This window comes from Halomonas campaniensis, assembly GCF_014193375.1.
In the GTDB taxonomy this organism is placed as follows: domain Bacteria; phylum Pseudomonadota; class Gammaproteobacteria; order Pseudomonadales; family Halomonadaceae; genus Halomonas; species Halomonas campaniensis.
Window position 1 is genome coordinate 17,998 of the sequence record NZ_JACHZF010000004.1, and the last position, 20,975, is coordinate 38,972.

At 72.0% G+C, this 20,975-nt stretch carries 21 protein-coding genes and 1 other RNA gene; 9 read left to right on the top strand and 13 right to left on the bottom strand.

Annotation, left to right across the window (positions count from 1 at the left end):
- Positions 1-47: 47 nt before the first annotated feature.
- The gene (locus tag BDK63_RS03010) at positions 48-2,387 is read right to left on the bottom strand and encodes a cytochrome P450/oxidoreductase (protein ID WP_183329853.1); all 2,340 of its coding nucleotides are present in this window, start codon (positions 2,385-2,387) and stop codon (positions 48-50) included.
- 190 nt (positions 2,388-2,577) lie between these two features.
- Here BDK63_RS03010 and BDK63_RS03015 point away from each other — a divergent pair, with 190 nt between their 5' ends.
- From BDK63_RS03015 to BDK63_RS03025, 3 genes are all read left to right on the top strand, one after another.
- A complete protein-coding gene (locus BDK63_RS03015; protein WP_183329854.1) occupies positions 2,578-3,273 on the top strand; it encodes an IclR family transcriptional regulator in 696 nt (231 codons plus the stop codon).
- A 63-nt stretch (positions 3,274-3,336) separates the two neighbouring features.
- Positions 3,337-4,365 carry an aspartate carbamoyltransferase gene (locus BDK63_RS03020; protein ID WP_183329855.1) on the top strand — a complete coding sequence of 343 codons (1,029 nt, stop codon included), beginning with the start codon at positions 3,337-3,339 and terminating at the stop codon, positions 4,363-4,365.
- A gap of 102 nt (positions 4,366-4,467) precedes the next feature.
- Positions 4,468-5,097 carry a magnesium transporter gene (locus tag BDK63_RS03025; RefSeq protein WP_183329856.1) on the top strand — a complete coding sequence of 210 codons (630 nt, stop codon included), beginning with the start codon at positions 4,468-4,470 and terminating at the stop codon, positions 5,095-5,097.
- Between the two features lie 9 nt (positions 5,098-5,106).
- On the opposite strand, the gene ruvX is transcribed toward BDK63_RS03025, so the two are convergent.
- Genes ruvX through BDK63_RS03065 form a run of 8 tightly spaced genes read right to left on the bottom strand, consistent with a single transcriptional unit; the run spans position 5,107 to position 10,616 of the window.
- Positions 5,107-5,550 (bottom strand): Holliday junction resolvase RuvX, encoded by a 444-nt coding sequence (gene ruvX / locus BDK63_RS03030; RefSeq protein WP_183329857.1) that lies wholly within the window; start codon positions 5,548-5,550, stop codon positions 5,107-5,109.
- A 33-nt stretch (positions 5,551-5,583) separates the two neighbouring features.
- Positions 5,584-6,156: a YqgE/AlgH family protein gene (locus tag BDK63_RS03035; RefSeq protein ID WP_183329858.1), complete on the bottom strand. Its 573-nt coding sequence runs from the start codon at positions 6,154-6,156 to the stop codon at positions 5,584-5,586.
- 17 nt (positions 6,157-6,173) lie between these two features.
- Complete coding sequence (locus BDK63_RS03040) at positions 6,174-7,097, bottom strand: energy transducer TonB (RefSeq protein WP_183329859.1); 924 nt, start codon at positions 7,095-7,097, stop codon at positions 6,174-6,176.
- A gap of 23 nt (positions 7,098-7,120) precedes the next feature.
- Positions 7,121-8,089 (bottom strand): glutathione synthase, encoded by a 969-nt coding sequence (gshB, locus tag BDK63_RS03045; RefSeq protein WP_183329860.1) that lies wholly within the window; start codon positions 8,087-8,089, stop codon positions 7,121-7,123.
- Positions 8,090-8,135: 46 nt separating this feature from the next.
- Positions 8,136-8,840, bottom strand: a complete 705-nt coding sequence (locus BDK63_RS03050) for a CvfB family protein (RefSeq protein WP_183329861.1) — start codon at positions 8,838-8,840, stop codon at positions 8,136-8,138.
- Positions 8,841-8,883: 43 nt separating this feature from the next.
- Positions 8,884-9,627, bottom strand: a complete 744-nt coding sequence (locus BDK63_RS03055; protein WP_183329862.1) for a 16S rRNA (uracil(1498)-N(3))-methyltransferase — start codon at positions 9,625-9,627, stop codon at positions 8,884-8,886.
- 10 nt (positions 9,628-9,637) lie between these two features.
- Positions 9,638-10,162 (bottom strand): protein-export chaperone SecB, encoded by a 525-nt coding sequence (gene secB / locus BDK63_RS03060; RefSeq protein ID WP_183329863.1) that lies wholly within the window; start codon positions 10,160-10,162, stop codon positions 9,638-9,640.
- A gap of 31 nt (positions 10,163-10,193) precedes the next feature.
- The gene (locus BDK63_RS03065; RefSeq protein WP_183329864.1) at positions 10,194-10,616 is read right to left on the bottom strand and encodes a rhodanese-like domain-containing protein; all 423 of its coding nucleotides are present in this window, start codon (positions 10,614-10,616) and stop codon (positions 10,194-10,196) included.
- Positions 10,617-10,847: 231 nt separating this feature from the next.
- Between BDK63_RS03065 and gpmI the strand changes: the two genes are divergently transcribed.
- The 3 genes from gpmI (at position 10,848) to BDK63_RS03080 (ending at position 14,968) form a co-directional block, all read left to right on the top strand.
- Complete coding sequence (gene gpmI, locus BDK63_RS03070; RefSeq protein WP_183329865.1) at positions 10,848-12,419, top strand: 2,3-bisphosphoglycerate-independent phosphoglycerate mutase; 1,572 nt, start codon at positions 10,848-10,850, stop codon at positions 12,417-12,419.
- A gap of 31 nt (positions 12,420-12,450) precedes the next feature.
- Positions 12,451-13,593 carry a murein hydrolase activator EnvC family protein gene (locus tag BDK63_RS03075; RefSeq protein ID WP_183329866.1) on the top strand — a complete coding sequence of 381 codons (1,143 nt, stop codon included), beginning with the start codon at positions 12,451-12,453 and terminating at the stop codon, positions 13,591-13,593.
- Between the two features lie 70 nt (positions 13,594-13,663).
- Entirely contained in the window at positions 13,664-14,968 is a 1,305-nt protein-coding gene (locus BDK63_RS03080) for a S41 family peptidase (RefSeq protein WP_183329867.1), read from the top strand.
- Here the strand turns inward: BDK63_RS03080 and BDK63_RS03085 are convergent.
- From BDK63_RS03085 to BDK63_RS03100, 4 genes are all read right to left on the bottom strand, one after another.
- The gene (locus BDK63_RS03085; protein WP_183329868.1) at positions 14,940-16,226 is read right to left on the bottom strand and encodes a UbiH/UbiF/VisC/COQ6 family ubiquinone biosynthesis hydroxylase; all 1,287 of its coding nucleotides are present in this window, start codon (positions 16,224-16,226) and stop codon (positions 14,940-14,942) included. The genes BDK63_RS03080 and BDK63_RS03085 overlap by 29 nt on opposite strands.
- A gap of 73 nt (positions 16,227-16,299) precedes the next feature.
- Positions 16,300-17,529 (bottom strand): 2-octaprenyl-6-methoxyphenyl hydroxylase, encoded by a 1,230-nt coding sequence (gene ubiH / locus BDK63_RS03090; RefSeq protein ID WP_183329869.1) that lies wholly within the window; start codon positions 17,527-17,529, stop codon positions 16,300-16,302.
- Between the two features lie 68 nt (positions 17,530-17,597).
- A complete protein-coding gene (gene pepP, locus BDK63_RS03095; protein ID WP_183329870.1) occupies positions 17,598-18,935 on the bottom strand; it encodes a Xaa-Pro aminopeptidase in 1,338 nt (445 codons plus the stop codon).
- A 47-nt stretch (positions 18,936-18,982) separates the two neighbouring features.
- Positions 18,983-19,561: a UPF0149 family protein gene (locus BDK63_RS03100; RefSeq protein WP_183329871.1), complete on the bottom strand. Its 579-nt coding sequence runs from the start codon at positions 19,559-19,561 to the stop codon at positions 18,983-18,985.
- Positions 19,562-19,752: 191 nt separating this feature from the next.
- On the opposite strand from BDK63_RS03100, the gene BDK63_RS03105 reads away from it, so the two are divergent.
- From BDK63_RS03105 to BDK63_RS03115, 3 genes are all read left to right on the top strand, one after another.
- Entirely contained in the window at positions 19,753-20,052 is a 300-nt protein-coding gene (locus BDK63_RS03105) for a cell division protein ZapA (protein ID WP_183329872.1), read from the top strand.
- A 51-nt stretch (positions 20,053-20,103) separates the two neighbouring features.
- Positions 20,104-20,288: non-coding RNA, 6S RNA (gene ssrS / locus BDK63_RS03110), on the top strand.
- A gap of 8 nt (positions 20,289-20,296) precedes the next feature.
- Entirely contained in the window at positions 20,297-20,953 is a 657-nt protein-coding gene (locus BDK63_RS03115) for a 5-formyltetrahydrofolate cyclo-ligase (RefSeq protein ID WP_246385740.1), read from the top strand.
- Positions 20,954-20,975: the final 22 nt, after the last annotated feature.

Below are 20,975 nucleotides of genomic sequence, written 5' to 3' on the forward strand. Positions count from 1 at the left end.
TCCTTGTGGTGGGTGTGGTTGGCGTACCGGTCATCGGGGTGCCGGCGCTAGAGCGCCAGCACCAGTCGCTTGCCCCGGGCGCGGGAGCAGCAGGTCATGAGGCGATCCTGTCCCTCGCGCTCCGAGGCGGTCAGCACCTTGTCGCGGTGGTCGACCTCGCCGTCGAGGACCGCCACCTGACAGCTGCCGCAGAGCCCCTCCTCGCAGTCGCTGGGCACGTCGATGCCCGCCGCGCGCAGGGTCTGCAGCAGGGTGCGGTCCCGCGGCACCTCCAGGGTCAGGTCGGAGTCGGCCAGGGCGACCTGGAAGGCGTGCTCCCGCTCGGGGTCCAGGGCCGTGCCCTCGGCGGAGAAGTGCTCCACGTGCAGGCTGCCCTCGGGCCAGTGGCGGGTCTGCCGGGCGAGGGCGTCCAGCAGTCGCTCGGGGCCGCAGGCGTAGATCAGGCTCCCCTCCCGCGGCTCGGCCAGCAGCGTCGCGAGGTCGAGCCGCGCGCCCTCGGCCCTGGGGTAGAGGCGCAGGGCCGCCCCGTGGTCGCGCTCGAGGCGGCCGAGGAAGGCCATGGTGTCACGGCCGCGCCCGGCATAGTGGAGCTCGTAGGGCTTGCCCAGCGCCTTGAGCCGGTCGGCCATGGCGATGATCGGCGTGATGCCGATACCGCCGGCGATCAGCAGGTAGCGCTCGGCGCCCTCGTCCAGGCGGAAGTGGTTCCGCGGGCCGCGCACCTCCAGCGCAAGCCCCTCCGTCACCGTCTCGTGCACCCAGCGGGAACCGCCGCGCCCCTCGGGCTCGCGCAGCACGGCGAGTCGCCAGTCGCCGCTGTCGGCCGGGCCGCACAGGGAGTACTTTCGCGTCTCCCCGTTCGGCAGCACCAGGTCCAGGTGGGCGCCGGGGGACCCGGCGGGCAGCCGGCCGCCAGCCGGGTCGGCCAGGGTCACGCCGAGGATGCCCTCGGCCTCGGGCGCGGCGCGGGTGACCCTCACCCGCCGCACGATGGCGCGGCTCTCGGGGGCGCCGATGGGAAAGTCGCGCTGGGCGTTACGCACCGCCGGGTCGCGGCGCTCGGGGTTGCGGGCCGGGTCCCAGCGCACCCGGAGCGCCTCCGGGCCGCGGAAGGAGGTGTTGGGCAGGAAGGTGAAGGTCTGCTCCTCGAGCTCGAGATGCGGCAGGCGGCGGGTGAACTCCTCGAGGAAGATCCGCATCTCCAGGCGCCCCAGGTTCTTGCCCATGCACTGGTGGCTGCCGTAGCCGAAGGTCAGGTGGTCCACGGCGTTGTCGCGGTAGATGTCGAGCTCGTCGGGATTCTCGAAGTGGCGCGGGTCATGGTTGGCCGAGGCGGTGACCATCAGGATCCTGCCGCCCTCGGGAATGGTCACGCCCCCCACCGCCACCTCGCGGGTGGCAATGCGCCGCCAGGCCACCACCGAGCCGGAGTGGCGCAGGCACTCCTCGGCCGCGGCGGGAATCAGCGCGGGGTTGGCGCACAGCTCGGCCCACACCGCGGGCCGGGAGAGCAGCTGGCGGAAGGCGTTGGCGGTGGCCAGCGCCGTGGTCTCGTGGGCCGCCACGATGATCGCCATCATCATCGAGTGCAGGTAGCTGTCGGTGACCACGTCCGGCTTCTCGCGGTTCTTGGCGATCATGTCATGCATCCAGCCGTGGCCATTCGGGCGCGCCTGCATCCGGCGCAGCACCTCGCCGGAGTACTGCCAGAACCGGCCGACCCCCTCGGCCACCTCGACCTGCTGCGCCGGCGAGGGCCGCCCCCAGGTGTTGAGGGTGTGGGCCACCGAGAAGCGCCTGAGCTGCTCCATGTCCTCCTCGGGCACGCCGAGGAAGTGCAGCGCCACGGTGAGCGGCACCTCCCAGAACAGCTCCGCCACCAGGTCGGCGCGCCCACGGTCGATGATGGCGTCCAGCCGCTCGCGGACCAGGCGGCGCACCATGGGCGCATGGGCCTCCAGGGCCTCAGGGGTGAAGGCGTCCAGCAGCTCGCGGCGCCGCGCCATATGGGCCGGCTCGTCCTCGTTCACCAGGGTGCGGTGCATGCCGTAGTCGTAGCGCTTGAGCACCGCGAGGGCCTCGTCGCTGGGCGGCGTGATCTTCTCCAGGGCGATGGAGGGCGAGAAGGTATGGTTGTCGCGGAAGATCGCCTTGATGTCGTCGTAGCGGCTCACCACCCAGTAGCCGAGCCTCGGGCTCCAGAACACCGGCTCCTGGTCCCGGGACCAGCGCAGCGCCTCGGCGGGATCGAGCTGGTAGGGGCGGTCGAAGGGATCGAAGGCGGCCGCCTGCGACGACACCGGGCAGCCGTTGGGGGCCGGCTCGCCGGCGCGGTGGAAGGGGCAGCCGCTCGCCTCGGCAGCGGGCTGGGAAGGGGCAGAGGTCATGCTGGGCTCCGTCTGGGTCGGTGCGGCGACGTTGCTTGTCGTGGCCTCGTCGTGACTGGCCTTGTTTTTACTTTTATCGCACACTTTGTTCTATTCAACGCACAATGCGAAAAATAGGCCCCTTTCCCGGCGACGTCAACCGCGCCCCGGAAGCCGCACGGGGCCGCTCACGACGCCCAGGAGGTTGCCCATGTCCACCACCCTGCAGACCCTCGACCGCGGCCTGAACGCCCTGGCGATCATCGCCGAGCAGGCCGGTGGCCTGAGCGTGGCCGAGCTGGCCGAGCGCCTGGCGGTCCACCGCGCCATCGCCTACCGCATCGTCACCACCCTGGAGCAGCACGGCCTGGTGAACCGCGGCCGTGACGGCCTGCTGCGGCTGGGCGCCGGGATCAGCCTGCTGGCGTCGCGCTTCGAGCCCCAGCTGCGCGCCCTGGCCCAGCCGCGCCTCAAGGCGCTGGCGGCCGCCACCCGGGCCACCGCCTTCCTCTCGGTCGCCCAGGGCGAGGAGGCCGTGGTGATCCTGGTGGCGGAGCCCGACGACGGGCTGCTGCGGGTCGGCTATCGGGTCGGCAGCCGCCATCCGCTCAGCCTGGGCGCGGCGGGCATCGCCATCCTCGCCGGACGCCCCGCCGAGACGGGCGAGGCCGAGGCCGTCACCCGGGCCCGCCGGGAGGGCTACAGCCTGACCCGGGGCCAGCTGCAGCGCGGCGCCGTGGGGGTGGCCAGCCCGATCCCCGCCGATCCGCGGCGCAGCGGCGTGGAGGCCTGCGTGGGGGTGGTGGCCATGGACGACCTGGAGAGCGACACCGCCATCGCCGAGGTGATGGCCGCCGCCCGGGCGCTGGCCGCGCTGGTGGCCCCCGGCGACGCCGCGGCCCCGTGAAGCCGGCGCCGCGGCGGAGTACACTAGCGGCCGTCCACTCCCCCGCCAGCCGAGGCCGCGCCGATGATTTCCCACCTGCTCTCCGTCGATTCCCTGACCCGTGACCATGTCGACCACCTGATGCGGGTCGCCGCCCGCATGGAGCCCATCGCCCAGCGGCGCCAGGTCACCCGCGTGCTGGAGGGCGCCGTGCTCGGCAACCTCTTCTTCGAGGCCAGCACCCGCACCCGGGTCAGCTTCAACGCCGCCTTCTGCCGGCTGGGCGGCAGCGTCTGCGACACCACCGGCTTCACCTTCTCCTCCATGGCCAAGGGCGAGTCGCTCTACGACACCAGCCGGGTGATGAGCGGCTACTGCGACGCCATCGTGATGCGCCATCCCGAGCTCGGCTCGGTGGCGGAGTTCGCCGCCGCCACCAATGTGCCGGTGATCAATGGCGGCGACGGCCCCGGCGAGCACCCCAGCCAGGCGCTGCTCGACTTCTACACCATCGACAAGGAGTTCACCCGGCTGGGCAAGAAGCTGGCCGGCGCCCACGTGCTGATGACCGGCGACCTGAAGTTCGGCCGCACCGTGCACTCGCTGATCAAGCTGCTCTCCCTCTACGCGCCGCTGCGCATCACCCTGGTGGCCCCGCCAGGGCTCGAGATGCCGAGCCACCTGGTCGACCTGGTCACCTCCCGCGGCCACCGCGTGGAGCAGCGCGACAGCCTGGCCCAGGACTATGCGGACGTGGACGTGGTCTACACCACCCGCATCCAGAAGGAGCGCTTCACCGCCGAGATGAGCGAGGGCTTCAGCCTGTCGCGGGACTTCACCGTGGACCGTGCCTTCCTGGACCGCCGCTGCGGCCGCGACACCCTGGTCATGCACCCGCTGCCCCGGGACAGCCGCCCGGATGCCAACGACCTGGACGTGGACCTCAACGGTGACCCGCGCCTGGCGATCTTCCGCCAGACCGACAACGGCATCCCGGTGCGCATGGCGATCTTCGCCACCCTGCTGGAGGTGGACGAGCTGATCGAGCAGGACCTGCGCCCGGTGCGCTGGTTCGTGCCGGCCCGCGTGGGCGTTGACGACCGGGAGCTCTGACGGGAGGCACTTCGGCGCGCTTCGCCTATGCTGATGGCTGATGACGATCAGGGGCTCGGCCGCCAGCCGGCCCCGCTGTCCCTTTCAGGAGGAGAGATTCCCATGAGCCTGCGACGCGCCTATCACCTGCTTGCCCTCTTCTACACCTGCCTGCTGCTGGTGGGGCTGATCGCGCTGCTGGCCGGCGGCGGCACGCCCATGGCGCTGGCGCACCTGGTGGTGGGTGCACTGGCGGTGGTGGGGCTGTGGGGCTACATCCTCAAGCGCGGGTTCATGGGGCAGCGCATGTGGCGCCCCCTGGCGGCTGCGCTGGCGGTGGGGGTGGTGCTCCAGCTGTTCGTGCTGCTGAGCATGCCGCTCTCCGGCACGCTGACCACCTGGATGCTCACCAGCACGGTGTTCGCCGCGCTGCTGGTGGTGATCCTCTACCGCTACGGCGACCGCGACCAGGCGATCTGGGCAACGCCGGAGGAGCTCGAGGCCGCGCGGCAGCTGGAGACGCTGCTGGAGGGTCAGCCGCGGCTCGAGGCGCAGAAGCGCGAAGGCGGCCGGGAGGCCAGCGTGCGGGTGGTGAAGGCCGGCGACGAATACCGGGCCAGCGTCACCAGGCGCGGCGAAGGAGCGCAGGAGAGCTTCGAGGAGCGCTTCCATCACCCCGCGACCCTGGTGTTCTTCCTGGAGAAGTTCACCGGCATTTCGGTGAACGACTTCGACCGGGCCGACCCGGCCTGACCCCGTCCTTCAGCGTCCGGGCAGCCCCTCCCGGGCGGCGAACCAGCGCTCGACAATCAGCACGGCGCTGATGCCGTCGACGCCCTCCTCGCGCCAGCTGCCGCGGTGGCCACGCTGGCGGGCGATCACCTTGGCCTCGCCGGTGGAGCCGCGTTCGTCGACCATCTCGCAGGGCACGCCGAAGCGGCCGAACAGCCGCTTGCCGAACTTGCGGGCGCGGGTGCTCATCAACTGCTCCTCGCCCGCCGCGGTCAGCGGCAGCCCCACCACGAAGAGGTCGGGCTGCCACGCCTCGACCAGCCGCGCCACCTGGTCCCAGTCCGGAATGCCGTCACGGGCAGGCAGCGGGTCGAGCTCCCGGGCGCTGGCCAGCAGCTCGTTGCCCACCGCCACGCCGATGCGCCGGGTGCCGAAGTCGAACCCCAGCACCAGCCGCTCGCCTTTCCGCGCCATCAGCGTCGCCCTGCCATCACCCACGCCCCGGCATCAGGAGTGCCCCGCCTCGCGGGTCATCAGGTTGAGGTCGACGCCGAGGATGCCGGCGGCGGCGCTGAGGCGCTGCTCCGGCGGCACGTCGAAGAGGATGTCGGGACGCCCCTCCACGGTGAGCCAGGCGTTGTCCAGCAGCTCCTGCTCGAGCTGGCCGGACTCCCAGCCGGCACAGCCCAGGCAGATCAGGAACTGCTCGGGGCCCTCGCCCGCCGCCAGCGCCTGAAGGATGTCCATGGAGGTGGTCAGGGCGATGTCCTCGGCCACCTGGATGCTGGAGTCCCAGGCGGCGCTGGTGCCGCGATGCAGGATGAAGCCGCGATCCTTGTGCACCGGGCCGCCGTAGTAGACCGGCGCGTTGCGGTGCGGGCTCTCCTCGCCGCCGAGCTCCAGCTGCTCGAAGAGCGCCTCCAGGGTCAGCTCCAGCGGCCGGTTGACGATGACGCCCATGGTGCCCTTCTCGTCATGGTCGCAGAGGTAGCTCAGGCTGCCGGCGAAGTTGGGATCTTCCAGGTGCGGCATGGCCAGCAGGAAGTGGTCTCTCAGGCCGAAGTTTTCCACTGATTGCATGTGACTCCCCGGCGGTCCTAACGCACGCCGTAGTGATTGCCTTGGCCGAACCGCCAGACGCGGGTGATGGAGAGGCTGTCCAGGTCGCCCATCCCCCGGTCGAAGGGGCGATAGGGCGCGGCGCCATGAACGGTATCCAGCGCGGCCTGGTCGAGTTCGGCGTGTCCCGAGGATTGTACCACCTCCGCCTGGCGAAGCTCGCCGTCCCGGCCAATCACCACGCGGATGCGCAGCTGGCCCTGCAGGTGGCGCGGCGCGGGGTGGACCCGGTTGCCGTAGTCCTCGACCCGTCGCGTCCAGTCGTCGATATAGCGGGCCTCGGCGGCGCGCTGGGCGGCCAGCTGCGGGCTGTCGGCGGCGGGGCCTGGGGCCTGGGGCGCCAGCCCCTGCTCGCGGATGCTCTGGGTGGCCTGGGCCAGCAGGTCACGCCCCGAGGCGGAAGGCGCCGCGGCGCTGGGCGGCGCCGCGGCATCCGCCGCCTGGGGGGCACTCTCGCGGGGCTCGGGGGGCATCTCGGTGTCGCGCGGGGCCTCCGCGGCCGGCGGGGCTGCCTCGTCGGGAAGCGCCTCGGGCTCGACCCGGGCGGCCTGCTCCGGCTCCGCCGGGGTGGCCGGGTCGACGTCGCTGGCGCTATCCTGCACCGCCGGCAGCGCCTCCATGGGAGTGGCCAGCGACTCCGCCGGCGCCTCCTCGCGCTGTTCGCCGGCCGCCTGCTGGTCCGCCTCGGCGATGGCATCGGCCTCCATGGGCGCCTGCGCCGGGCGAGTCACCAGCACCACGTCGAGGCTCGTGCGCTCGGCGGGCGGGGCGGCGAACTGCCAGCTCGCCACCACGCCGATCACCGCCAGATGCAGCAGCAGCGCCGCCGACCAGGCCAGCCAGCGGCGATACGGCCGGGTGACCGGCGCATACTGGATGGGATCGCTGACGGTGGCGCTCATGGGCGGCCTCCCGGCTCCGTGTGCTAGGCCTGCTGCCCGGCGAGGCGGCGCTCGATGGCGTCCAGCAGCAGCCCGGCGATGTCGGTGCCGCGCTGGTCGTCGATCTCGCGCACGCAGGTGGGGCTCGTCACGTTGATCTCGGTGATGTAGTCGCCGATCACGTCGAGGCCGACGAACATCAGCCCCTTCTCGCGGATCATCGGCTGCACCTGACGGATCAGCCAGTGGTCGCGCTCGGTGAGCTCGCGGCTGACCCCGGTGCCGCCGGCGGCCAGGTTGCCACGGGTCTCGCCGGCCATGGGCACCCGGGCCAGGCCATAGGGCACCGGCTCGCCGTCCACCAGCAGAATGCGGGTATCACCCTCGGTGATCTCGGGAATGTAGCGCTGTGCCATGATCTGGCGCTGGCCGCGCTCGGTGAGGGTCTCGATGATCGCCCCCAGGTTGCGGCCCTCGGGCTGCACGTGGAAGATCCCGCTGCCGCCCATGCCGTCCAGGGGCTTGAAGATGACGTCCTGGTGCTCGGCGTGGAAGGCGCGCAGCACCGGCTCGCTGCAGGAGACCAGGGTGGGGGTGCAGCACTCGGGGAACTGCTGGGCGAAGAGCTTCTCGTTGCACTCGAGCAGCGCCCGGGTCGGGTTGACCACCAGCACCCCCTCGCGCTCGGCGAAGCCCAGCAGGTGCACGGCGTTGAGGAAGTGGGCGTCCACCGGCGGATCCTTGCGCATCAGGATCACGTCCAGCTCGGCCAGGGGGCGCGCCTCGGGCTCGCCCAGGTCGTACCAGTGGGCCGGGTCACGGTACACCTCGAGGTCGCGCAGGCGGCCGAAGGCGCGACCGTCGCGCAGGAAGAGGTCCTCCTGCTCCAGGTAGTGAAGCGACCAGCCACGGTCCCGGGCGGCCCACAACATGGCCAGGGTGGTGTCCTTCTTGTAGGTGAGGTCGGCGATGGGGTCCATCACCACACCGATCTTTAGGGCGCGTTCGCTCATGGGCTCGGGGTTCCGGTAGAGAGAATGGATGGCGCCAGTATGCCGGCTACTCGCCGCCGGGCGCCAGCCAGATGCCGGTGGGCGAAAGGGTGATCAGGCGCTGCTTGTAGAGCCGGCCGATGGCCTGCTTGAAGGCGTTCTTGCTCACCCCCAGCCGCACCTTGATCTCGGCGGCGTCGCTCTTGTCCCCCAGCGGCAGGTAGCCGCCACTCTCGCGCAGCGCCTTGAGCACCGCCTCGCCCACCACGTCCAGGCGCGCCGCGCCCGGGGGCAGCAGCGAGAGGTCCAGGCGGCCATCCTCGCGTCGGCGCTTCACGTAGCCGGTCAGGCGCTGGCCGCGGCGCAGCGGCCGGGTGACGTCGTCGCGATAGAGCAGCCCCCAGCAGCGATGGTCGACCACCGCCTTGAACCCCAGGTCGGTCTGCTCGGCGATCACCAGGGTCACCTCGTCCCCCGCCGCGAGCCCTTCGGCCTCGTCGGAGACGAAGCGATCGAGCTTCTGGGAGGCCACCGGCCGCCCCTGCTGGTCCTCGTAGATCCTCACCAGCACCCGCTTGCCCACGCTGGGCCGGAAGCGCTGCTCGCCGAAGGGCAGCAGCAGGTCCTTGGGATGCCCCCAGTCGAGGAAGGCGCCAGTCTCGTTGACGGTGACCACCTCCAGGTAGGCCACCTCGCCCACCGCACACTTCGGGGCGCGGTAGCGCCGGCCGGCGGCGGGACGTGGGGTGCGCGGGTCGCGGGAATCGGACATGGGGGGCTCCCTGAACAGTGGGAATAAGAACGAGAGTGGGCGCCTACAGATCGCCGAAGCGATACTGGAGAAGACTCAGCGCCACCACCGGGGCGGTCTCGGTGCGCAGGATGCGCGGGCCCAGCGAGAGCGGCGCGAAGCCGGCGGCGCGGGCGGCCTCGACCTCGCCCTCGGCGAGACCCCCTTCGGGGCCGATCAGCAGCGCCGCGTCGGCCGGGGCGGCCTCGCGGTCCAGCGCCCCCCGCGGCTCGGCACCGGTGGCCGGGTGCAGCACCAGGCGCAGGGCCTCGTCGCGCCCGGCCAGCCACTCGGCCAGCATCAGGGGGGGATGCACCGGCGGTACCCGGGCGCGGCCGCACTGCTCGCAGGCGCTGGCGGCCACCGCCTGCCAGTGGGCGAGCTTCTTCGCCTCGCGCTCGCCCTTGAGGCGCACGTCGCCGTGCTCGGTATAGAGCGGGGTGATCGCCGCCACCCCCAGCTCCACGGCCTTCTGGATGGCGTAGTCCATGCGGTCCCCCTTGGAGATCGCCTGGCCGAGGTGCACGGCCAGCGGCGACTCGCCGCCGCCCGCCTCGACGGACGCGATGCGTGCCACCACCCGCTTGCGGCTCGCCTCCACCAGCACGGCATCGGCCTCGAGCCCCCTGCCGTCGAAGAGGCGCAGCGGGGCGCCCTCACCCAGGCGCAGCACCCGGGCCACGTGGCGGGCCGGCCCCTCGGGCAGAACGACGTCGCCGCCGACGAGGAAGTCGGCGGCGACGTGGATGCGCGGAGCCTTCATGGCCATCGGCTATCCGTCACTGGGTGGTCTGGGCACCCTGCTGCTGGGCCTGCTCGGCCTCGCGCTTCTTCTTCTGGGCGTAGATCGCCTCGAAGTTGACCGGCGCCAGCATCAGGGGCGGGAAGCCACCGCGGTTGACCAGGTTGTCGATGCACTCGCGGGCATAGGGGAACAGCACGTTGGGACAGAAGGCCCCCAGGGTGTGGTCGAGCTGGGCGCCCTCGAGGCCACCGATGCGGAACAGGCCGGCCTGCTCGATCTCGGCCAGGAAGGAGGTGGTGCCCTCCTCGCTGTGGGTCACCTGGGCGGTCACCTTGACCACCACCTCGTAGAGGCCCTCGCCCACCTGCTGGCTGGAGGTGTTGAGGTCCAGGCCGACCTTGGGCTTGAACGGCTGCTGGAACACCGCCGGGGAGTTGGGCGCCTCGAAGGAGATGTCCTTCACGTAGATGCGCTGCAGGGCGAACTGCAGCTGGGGCTTGTCCTGCTGGCCGGCGGCCTGGTTGCCGCTGCCGGCATTCTGGTTGTTCTCTTCCGCCATGGGAAAGGTCCTTTGAATCGGTGAACGGAGGTTACTTCTTGACGACCGGCAGGCCGTCGGCCTGCCACTGCATCATGCCGCCCTTGAGCTTGAGCGCACGGGGGAAGCCGGCCTTGGCCAGCTTGGCCACGGTGACGCCCGACGACTGGCCGGACTTGCAGACCACGATGATCGGCTTCTCCTTGACCTTGTCGAGCTCGCCCAGGCGCTCGTCGATGCGGCTCTGGGGAATGTTGCGGGCGCCGGCGATGTGGCCGGCCTTGAAGTCCCCGGCCTCGCGGGTATCCAGCACCACCGCATCCTCGCGGTTGATCAGCTGGGTGGCCTCGCTGGAGGTCACGCCGCTGGCGGCGCTGTTGCGGACTTCGTAGGCGATCCAGGCAGTCAGCACCAGGAGGAAGGCGCCCACCAGCAGCGGGTGATTCTGCACGAATTCAAACAGCTGATCGATCATGGGTCCGGGTAACTCTTGTCTCGGTGCACGAAGGATGATGGCCGGCGCCGCCGGGGCCGCCATCGAACGGCAGCCAGTATACACGAAGCGTCGACGGGCCGCGGGCCCTGAGGCCCCGCCCATGACGCCCGGCAGTGCCGTGCGATATGATGCCGCAAGCAGATGCAAGTCGCGACCCCGATGACCGCGCCGTGTCGACAGCGGGTCGCCCACGACAACGAGGCCCTCCCCATGACCGACACGACTTCCCCCCCGCGCCCGGTGGCGCTGATCATCCTGGACGGCTACGGCCACAACCCCGATGCCGCCGACAACGCCGTGCTGGCGGCCCGCACCCCGGTGATGGATCGCCTCCAGCAGGAGCACCCCGCCACCCTGATCCACACCGACGGCCGCCACGTGGGGCTGCCGGACGGCCAGATGGGCAACTCCGAGGTCGGCCACATGAACCTGGGGGCCGGGCGCGTGGTGTACCAGGACTTCACCCGGATCACCAAGGCGGTGGAGGACGGCGACCTGGACACCATCGCCGCCCTGACCGCCCCCATCGATGCCGCCGTGGCCGCCGGCCGCTCGGTGCACCTGCTGGGGCTGCTCTCGCCGGGCGGCGTGCACAGCCATGAGGACCACTTCATCGCCATGGCCGAGCTGGCCGCCCGCCGCGGCGCCCGGCGCCTCTATGTCCACGGCTTCCTGGACGGCCGCGACATGCCGCCCAAGAGCGCCCTGGCCTCGCTGGAGCGCATCAACGCTCGCCTGGCCGAGCTGGTGGGCGCCGACAATGGCTACGTCGCCTCGATCATCGGCCGCTACTACGCCATGGATCGCGACAACCGCTGGGATCGGGTCGAGAAGGCCTATCGCCTGCTCACCGAAGGGGTCGGCGAGTTCGAGGCCGTCAGCGCCGAGGAGGGGCTGCGCGCCGCCTACGAGCGCGACGAGACCGACGAGTTCGTCAGCTCCACCAGCGTCCGCCCGGGCGGCGCCCCGGTGGTGCTCGAGGAGGGCGATGCGGCCATCTTCATGAACTTCCGCGCCGACCGTGCCCGGGAGCTGACCCGCGCCTTCGTCGAGGAGGCCTTCGACGGCTTCGAGCGCCGCGTGTGCCCCCGGCTCGCCGCCGATGGCCTGGTGATGCTGACCCAGTACGCCGCCGATATCCCCGCCCCGGCGGCCTTCCCCCCGGCCGACCTGCACAACACCCTGGGCGAGGTGATGGAGCAGCGCGGCCTGACCCAGCTGCGCATCGCCGAGACCGAGAAGTACGCCCACGTCACCTTCTTCTTCTCGGGGGGGCGTGAGGCCGAGTACGAAGGCGAGACCCGGGTGCTGGTGCCCTCCCCCCAGGAGGTCAGGACCTACGACGAGAAGCCGGAGATGAGTGCCGTCGAGGTGACCGACCGGCTGGTGGCCGCCATCGAGTCCGGCGACTACGACCTGATCGTCTGCAACTACGCCAACGGCGACATGGTGGGCCACACCGGCAAGTTCGACGCCGCGGTCAAGGCCATCGAGGCGGTGGACGCCTGCGTCGGCCGGGTGGTCGAGGCCATCGAGAAGGCGGGGGGCGCCTGCCTGGTCACCGCCGATCACGGCAACGCCGAGCAGATGGTCAACCCCGAGACCGGCAACCCCCAGACCGCCCACACCACCTTCGAGGTGCCGCTGGTCTACGTGGGCCGGCGTCCGGCGCGGCTGCTCGACGACGGCAGCCTGTGCGACATCGCCCCGACCCTGCTGACCCTGATGGACCAGCCGATCCCGGAGGAGATGACCGGCCGCGTGCTGATCGACTTCGACTGAGCGGATGGCAACCGGGCTGGGAGGCCAGCGGATGACAAGGGCCGTCGCGACGCTGGGCATGCTGCTGCTGGCCCTCTGCCTGACGGCCCCGCTGGCCGCCCAGCCCAGCGAGCGCCAGGCCCGGGAGCGGCTCGACGCCCTCGGCGAGGAGATCCAGGGCATGTCGCAGCGGCTCGGCGCCACCCGGGACGCCCGGGACGATGCCGCCCGGGAGCTGCGCGAGGTGGAGACGGCCCTGGCCGAGACCCACCGGCGGCTCGACGTCCTGCAGGCGGAGCGCCGCGAGCTCGACGAACAGGTCACGGGCCTGGAGGCGGAGCGTGATGCCCTGGAGGCGGAGCGGGCCGAGCAGGTGGCGGCGCTCAATGCCCAGCTCGACGCCCTCTACCGCCTGGGCCTCACCCCCCAGCTCAAGCTGCTGCTCAACCAGGACGATCCCGCCCGCCTGGATCGCCTGCAGCACTACCTCAATCGCCTGGCCAGGGCCCGCAACGAGCGCCTCGACGCCCTCGCCCGGCTGGACGATGCCCTGGCCGACAACCACCGCGAGCTCGAGGCCCGCGGCCAGCGTCTCGAGGCGCTGGCCGGGGAGCTGGCGAGCCGCAGCAGCGACCTGGCCGCCCAGATGCGCGAGCGCGCCGCGCTGGTGGCCGACCTGGACGCCCGCCACGCCACCGAGGAGGCCCGGCTGGTCGAGCTCGAGCAGGACCGGGCCCATGCCGAACGGGTGCTGCGCCAGGTGCAGGAGGAGCTCGCCCGCCTCGAGCGTCCGCCGCCCTCCACCGCCATCGAGCAGACCCGGGGCGACCTGCCCTGGCCGGTGCAGGGCAGCGTGGCCTCGCGCTTCCGGGCCGGAGACGGCGTGCACCGCAACGGCATCCTGATCCAGGCTGCCGAGGGCACCCCGGTGCGGGCCGTGCATGCCGGCCGGGTGGTCTTCGCCGACTGGATGCGCGGCTTCGGCAACCTGCTGATCGTCGACCACGGCGACCAGGTGATGACCCTTCACGCCCACCTGCAGCACTTCGGTGTCGCGGTGGGCCAGGCGGTCGCCCGGGGCGATACCCTGGGCGGCGTGGGGGCGACCGGCGGCCATGGCCGCCCGGCCCTCTACTTCGAGGTGCGCCGCGGCGGCGACCCCATCGACCCCCAGTCCTGGATCGCCTCGCGCTGAGCGGGTGTTTCCCTGCCCGGGCCGGCCGGGCTATGCTGGTCGCTCACCGTCCCGGAACAGCGGAGATCGCATGACCCCAGCGCTTCCCTTGCCTGGCAGGACCCGCCGCGCCCTCTCGCCGAGGCGCCTGTTGGCCCCCCTGCTGTCCGTTGGCCTGCTGGCCCTGCCCCTGGCGGCACCGGCAACCGCGGCGACCGACGACCTGCCGGTGGAGGAGATCCAGACCTTTGCCGAGGTGTTCGAGCGCATCAAGCGGGGCTATGTGGAGGAGGTCGATGACGGCACCCTGCTGCGCAATGCCATGCGCGGCATGCTCAGCGAGCTCGACCCCCACTCCGCCTATCTCGACCGGGAGGAGTTCCAGAGCCTGCGCGAGTCCACCCAGGGGGAGTTCGGCGGCATCGGCATCGAGGTCGGCCTGGAGGATGGCCAGCTGACGGTGATCACCCCCATCGACGACACCCCCGCCTCCCGGGCCGGGCTCCAGGCCCGCGACCAGATCCTGCGCATCGACGACGCCCCCACCGAGCAGCTCTCGCTGCAGGAGGCGGTCAACCTGATGCGCGGCGAGCCGGGGACGGCGATCGAGCTGACGATCCTGCGCCGTGGCGAGAGTTCGCCCCGCACGGTCACCCTGACCCGCGAGGTGATCCGCACCGAGAGCGTGCGCAGCGAACTGCTGGAGCCGGGCTTCGGCTACCTGCGGATCAGCCAGTTCCAGACCCGGACCGGCGACCAGGTCGGCGAGCACATTCGCCGCCTGGAGCGCGAGGCGCCGCTCAGCGGCCTGGTGCTCGACCTGCGCAACAACCCGGGAGGCGTGCTGCAGGCCGCCGTGGCGGTGGCCGACGCCTTCCTCGACGGCGGCCTGATCGTCTACACGGAGGGCCGCCTGCCGGACACCGAGATGCGCTTCAGCGCCGCTTCCCAGACCGCCGCGCCCGACGTGCCCCTGGTGGTGCTGATCAATGGCGGCAGCGCCTCGGCGGCGGAGATCGTCGCCGGCGCCCTGCAGGACCAGCGCCGTGGCGTGGTGATGGGCACCGAGAGCTTCGGCAAGGGCTCCGTGCAGCAGATCATGCCGCTGGGCAACGGTGAGGGGCTGAAGCTGACCACGGCGCTCTACTTCACGCCCGGCGGCCGCTCCATCCAGGCCCAGGGCATCGCCCCGGATGTGCAGGTGGTGCGCGGGCGTGTCGAGGTCACCGAGAGCAGCCGCCAGGTGCGCGAGGCGGACCTGGAGGGGCACCTGCGTTCCCGCGACGCGCCGCGGGAACGCACCGAGCTCAGCGAGCGCCTGCGCGAGGACTACCAGCTCGGCGAGGCCCTCAACCTGCTCAAGGCGCTCAATGTCCTGAGCCAGCGGGAACGCTAGCGCCACCCTGCCGGCAGCTGGCCGGCAGGCGCCCCCGCTGGCCGACCGCCTGCTGCATCAGCAGGTGCTTGAGGGGGCCCAGCCGGTCGACGCCGTTCATGCCCAGGTTGCGCGCCAGGGTCAGCGCCGGATGGCGAGCCCCGAACAGCAGCCGGAAGCCATCCATCAGCGCCAGCATGCCGGCGTTGTCGCCCCGGCGGCGGCGGGCATAGCGTGCCAGGATGCGTTCATCGCCGGGCGACACCCCGCGCCCCATGGCCAGCAGCAGCTCCTCGGCCAGTACCGCCGCATCCATCAGCCCCAGGTTCACCCCCTGGCCCGCCAGGGGGTGGATGCTGTGGGCGGCATCTCCCACCAGGGCAAAACCGGGCAGCACATAGCGTGCGGCGTGGCGCTGGGTCAGCGGCACCGCCAGGGCCCGGTCCACCACGCTCACCTCGCCCAGGCGCCCGTCGATGGCGGCGGCGAGCTCGCGGCCCAGCGCCTCGGGCGCCAGGGCCACCAGGCGCTCGGCGTCCGTCGGCGAGGTCGACCAGACGATGGAGCAGTGCTGCCGCTCGCCGCCCACCCGCAGCGGCAGGAAGGCCAGCGGTCCGGTGGGGAGGAAGGCCTGTCGCGCCACCTCGCCGTGGGGCCGGGCGGTCCTCACCGTGGTGACCACCGCCACATGGCCCGTCTCCCGCGCGCTCACCGCGATGCCCGCCATCTCGCGCAGCGGCGAACGGGCGCCATCGGCGGCCACCACCAGCGGCGCCGCCAGGCGCCGCCCGTCCTCGAGGATCACCTCGCGGCCCTCGCCTTGACCGCCGCGTTGCGCCTCGAGCCCGGCCACCCGCGCGCCCAGGAAGACGCGCACCGTCGCCAGGTCGGCCAGCCGGGCCTCGAGGGCCGCCAGGGTCACGTCGTTCTCGACGATATGCCCCAGCAGCGGCACTCCGGCCTGGTCGGCCGAGAAGCTCACCGACCCGCTGCCCTGGCCGTCCCACACCTGCATGCCACGGTAGGGGCTGACCCGCCGCGCCGCCATCCACTCCCAGGCGCCCAGCCGCTCCAGCAGCCGCTGCGACACCGGGGTCAGGGCGCTGACACGCAGGTCAGGATTCCCCCTCCCCACCGCCTCGGCCTCCAGGGGCGCCGTTCGGGCATCGACGAGGGCGACCCGTCTGCCCGCCTCGCCGAGCAGGCAGGCCAGGGCCGCCCCGACCATGCCCCCGCCGACGATCACCGCCTCGAATGCCTGGCTGTCACTGTGCTTCATTGCCTCTCCTCGCTGCTGGCAGCCATGGCGCTCCACGCCCGGCTGCCGCGGTTGTCCTGAGTCACCCCGGGCATCAGCGCTCCAGCCCCATGGCCCGGCGGGCCAGCCCGCGCCGCAGCGGGCCGGCCAGGTTCAGGCCGACCAGCCCCGCGGCCCGGGCATGGGAGAGCAGCGCGCTGTCGATGCCGAACAGCCGGATCAGGCCGTCACTGAAGCGGATCACGCTGTCGCGATCCCCCCACCGCCGCGCCTCGAAGGCCTCCAGCACCTCGACGCTGCCGGGCGCATCGCCCTCGGCCTGCCCCGCCTCGATGGCCGCCACCAGGTCCATGACGCCACGCAGGGCCAGGTTGAAGCCCTGGCCGGCCACCGGATGCAGGGCATGGGCCGCATTGCCCAGCACGGCGAGCCCCGGGCGCACCGTCTCCCGCGCGGTGACCAGCGACAGGGGATAGGCATGGCGGGTCCCCACGCGACGGAAGCGGCCGGCGCGGTCGCCGAAGGCGCGCTGCAGCTCGGCCAGGAAGTCCCCCTCGGAGAGCGCCAGCCGCCGGGGCTCCTGCCCGGCGGCATGGGTCCAGACCAGCTCCATGGCCTGGCCCCGCAGCGGCAGCAGCGCGATCGGGCCCTCGGGCGTGAAGCGCTCCCAGGCCATGCCGCGGTGCGGCTCGCTCATCTCGACGCTGGCGATCAGCGCGACCTGGTCGTAGGGCCGGGCATCGCTCTCGATGCCCAGCTGCTCCTTGAGGCCGGAGCGGCCGCCATCGGCTAGCACCGTCAGCCCGGCATGGAGGCGGCCGCCGTCGGAGAGCCGCAGCCGGTATCCCGCGTCGCTCGGCCGGATCGACTCGACCCGGGCCGGGCAGTGCCACGCCAGCGGCACCTCGGCCAGCCGACGGTGCAGCACCCGACCCATCCAGGCGTTGGGAATCACGTGGCCCAGTGCCTCGACGCCCAGGTCATCGCTGCGCAGCCGGGTCGCGCCGAAGCGACCCTGCTCGCTGACATGGATCTGGCGGATCGCGGCGGCCTGCTCGGCCATGGCCGGCCACAGTCCCATCGCCGCGAAGTGCAGGGCCGAGCCGCGGGCGATGGCGCTGGCCCGGGCATCGAAGCTGGGCTGCCAGGGCACCGCCACCTGGTCGAGCAGCGGAGCGGCCTCGATCACCGCCACCGAGAGGCCCGATCGCTCGATCAACGGCACCAGGGCACAGCCCAGGCTGGCCCCCACCAGGCCGCCGCCGATGATGGCAATGTCCACCTGCCGCTCTTCTGTCTCATGGGCCGCCTGGGCTCTGGTCATGGCGTACCGCGCCTCCCGATATCGTAACGTACATTACATAATGTCATGCTCGAGACCTCCCGGGGTGATCACGCCTTGCGCATCAGGGCCTCGATCTCATCCACCCGCTTGGGCACCCCGGCGGTCAGCACCTCGTGGCCGTCGGCCGTGACCGCCACGTCGTCCTCGATGCGGATCCCGATGCCGCGAAAGGCCTCGGGAATATCGTCCTCGGCGGGCACGTAGAGGCCCGGCTCCACGGTCAGCACCATGCCCGGCACCAGGGGTCGCGGCTCGCCGTCGCGGCGGTAGCCGCCCACGTCGTGCACGTCGAGCCCCAGCCAGTGGGAGGTGGAGTGGAGGTAGAAGCGCCGGTAGCTCTCGTCGTCGATCCGCGCCTGCACCTCCCCCTCGAGCAGGCCCAGCCCGATCAGCCCCTCGGTGAGGCCACGCACCACGCCCTCGTGGACCGCGGCCAGGGTGACGCCGGGCCGCACGGCGGCCACGGCACGCTCCTGAACCGCCAGCACGACCTCGTAGAGCGCCCGCTGGGCATCGCTGAAGCGGCCGGAGACGGGGAAGGTGCGGGTGATGTCGCCGGCGTAGAGGTCGAACTCGGCGCCGGCGTCGATCAGCACCAGCTCGCCGTCGCCCAGCGCGTCGCGATTCTCGATGTAGTGCAGCACGCAGGCATTGGCGCCGCTGCCGACGATGCTCGCGTAGGCCGGGCCGCTGCCGCCCTGCCAGCGGAACTCGTGCTCCAGCTCCGCCTGCAGCTGGTACTCGGCGAGGCCCGGACGCGCCGTGTGCATGGCCCGCCGGTGGGCCCGGGCGGAGATCTCGGCGGCGTGGCGCAGCAGCGCCAGCTCCGCCTCGCTCTTGATCAGCCGCGCCTCGTGGAGCAGCGGTGACACGTCGGCCAGCGCCTCGGGAGGGCGCGCCCCGTGGCGCACCCGCGCCGCCAGCTCGCTGCGCACCTCGTCGGCCAGGGCCATGGCCTCGCCGTCGGCCAGCGGCAGGAAGAGGGTCCGGCGACCGTCGAGCAGCGCCGCGAGGCGCTCGTCCCGCTCGGCATTCTCGAAGGCCTGGTCCACGCCATGTTCGCGCACCGCGCCGTCGGCCCCCAGGCGGATGCCGGTCCAGGCCTCCATCAGCGGGTTGCGGTCCTGGCAGAAGAGCACGCTCTCGCCCTCCTCGCGGCCCGGCAGCAGCAGCAGCAGGGCGTCCGGCTCGGGAAAGCCGGTCAGGTAGTGGAAGTCGCTGTCCTGCCGGAAGGGGTACTCGCTGTCGCGAGAGCGGGTCACCAGGGAGGCCCCCGGCAGCAGCACCGCGCTGTCGGCGGGCAGGGACGCCATCAGCGAGCGGCGCCGGGCTCGGAACTCGTCGAGGGTGATCGGGGCGGGGCGGGGCAGGATCTCGGGCAGCATCGCGGCTCCTGTCGGTATCGGGATCAGTATAGGGGCAGTGGGCGCCCTCAGTGGCGGGTCGGGGCCTCGGCGCTCTCGACCTGGGGCTTGCCGGGGTGCTGCTCGGTGTAGAGCAGCATGGCGGCCATGCGCACATGCTCGGTCAGGGCGAAGAGGTCACCCTCGTTCTCGGGGCTCTCCTCCAGGTCGGTTTCCATCCCGGCGAGCCCCGCGAGGTCCTCCAGCGCCTCGCGCAGCGCCGACGACCAGCCCTGGCGCGGGGCGTCACCGGCGTCCTCCACGACCTCCAGGAAGCCCAGCGTCCACTCCTTGAGCGCCTGGGCGCGCTCGGCCAGGGAGAAGAGGTCGTCGGGCAGCAGCGGCTCGTAGCCGAGCTCCGCCGCGGAGAGGGCCTCCAGGGTCTGGCGCCGCCAGGCCAGGAAGCGCTCGGCGCTCGGCTCATCGCGCGGCTGCTCGACCCCGAGGGTCAGGCAGACCTGCTCCAGCCAGGCGTCGGGGGGCAGGTCATTCAGCGCCAGCCCCGCGCAGAGCCGGCCGTCGAGGAAGGCCGGCGACTGCATGCTGCCATGCAGCAGGAAGAGGTCGGCGATGGTCGAGAAGTCCTGGCGTTCGTTGATCAGTGACATGGGGAATCCGTACTGGCGTCGTGCATGGGGAGAGCCGCGGGGGGATGTACCGGGCCGAGCCCGCGTTGACCGCCCGAGAAGGGCTCTCTTATAGTGGGGTGCGAATCGATTCTCCCCATGGATGTTAACGCATCGGACCCCCGGGACGCGCGGCCATTGCCCCGCCCGCCGGGCCGAGCCGGAGCCCCCCAATGACCGATGCCACGCGGCCGACCACCGACATCACCCTGCTGGGACGCAGCTACGTCATTGCCTGCCCGCCCGACGAACAGGAGAAACTGGAGCGGGCCGCCCGCTACCTGGACCGCGCCATGAGCGGCATCCACGCCCAGAACAACCTGCTGGGCACCGAGCGGATCGCCATCATGGCGGCCCTCAACATCGCCCACGAGCTGCTCGAGACCCTGGATACCCAGCGTGCCGGCGAACAGAGCCTGGATGCGCTCAGCGCCCGCCTCGAGCAGGCCCTAGCCGATACGCCACGCCGCTGATCGCCGCCGGATTCCGTTGGCCGGCCCATCCCGGCTCTGGTACGATGAAATCGTTCCCTGGGGTGTTTGCCAGTCGTTATCGTCCCTCGAGCCTATGCGCAGTACCCAGGGGGCCACATGCTAGCCGGACCCGTGTGCATGTCCGCGCGTCGGAAAGCCTGACGGTTCGGCTGCGGCCACCCACCTTGAACCACTGGGTTCAAGGGCCAGAACGACAGCGGCACTCTGGGGAACCTCGTCTGCCATGACCCACCTCATGACGACACCTGCCGCACCCCTCTCCCTCGACGCCTTCGATGGGTCACGCCAGGCCCTGCGCCGTGCACTCCGCCATCGACGCCGCCGCCTGACGCGCGAGCAGCGCCGGCTGGCCAGCGTGCGACTGTGTCGCCGGCTGAGGCGCCTGCCGGAAGTCCAGCGCGCCCGGCGCGTCGCCCTCTACCTGCCCAACGACGGCGAGATCGACCCCACGCCACTGATCGACTGGCTGGAGCGACGCCGCGCCCGTGTCTACCTCCCGGTGCTCCGCCCGCTCTCGCGCAACCATCTGTGGTTCGTGCACTACCACGCCGGCACCCCCATGGTGACCAACCGCTTCGGCATCCCCGAGCCCCAGGCCCGCCATGGCGCCCATCGCGCCAGGCGCCTGCCCGCCTGGGCCCTGGACCTGATCCTGCTGCCGCTGGTGGGATTCGACGATGCCGGCCAGCGGATGGGCATGGGCGGCGGCTTCTACGACCGCACCCTGGCCTTCACCCGCCGGCCGGGCCCCCGGCCACGCCTGATCGGCCTGGCCCACGACTGCCAGCGGGTCGAGCGCCTGCCGGTGGCTCCCTGGGACGTGCCGCTGGATCTCATCGCCAGCGATGCCCGGGTGGTTCGCCCCCGAGCCAGGCGGTGACCCCAACGACGCGGGGGCCGAT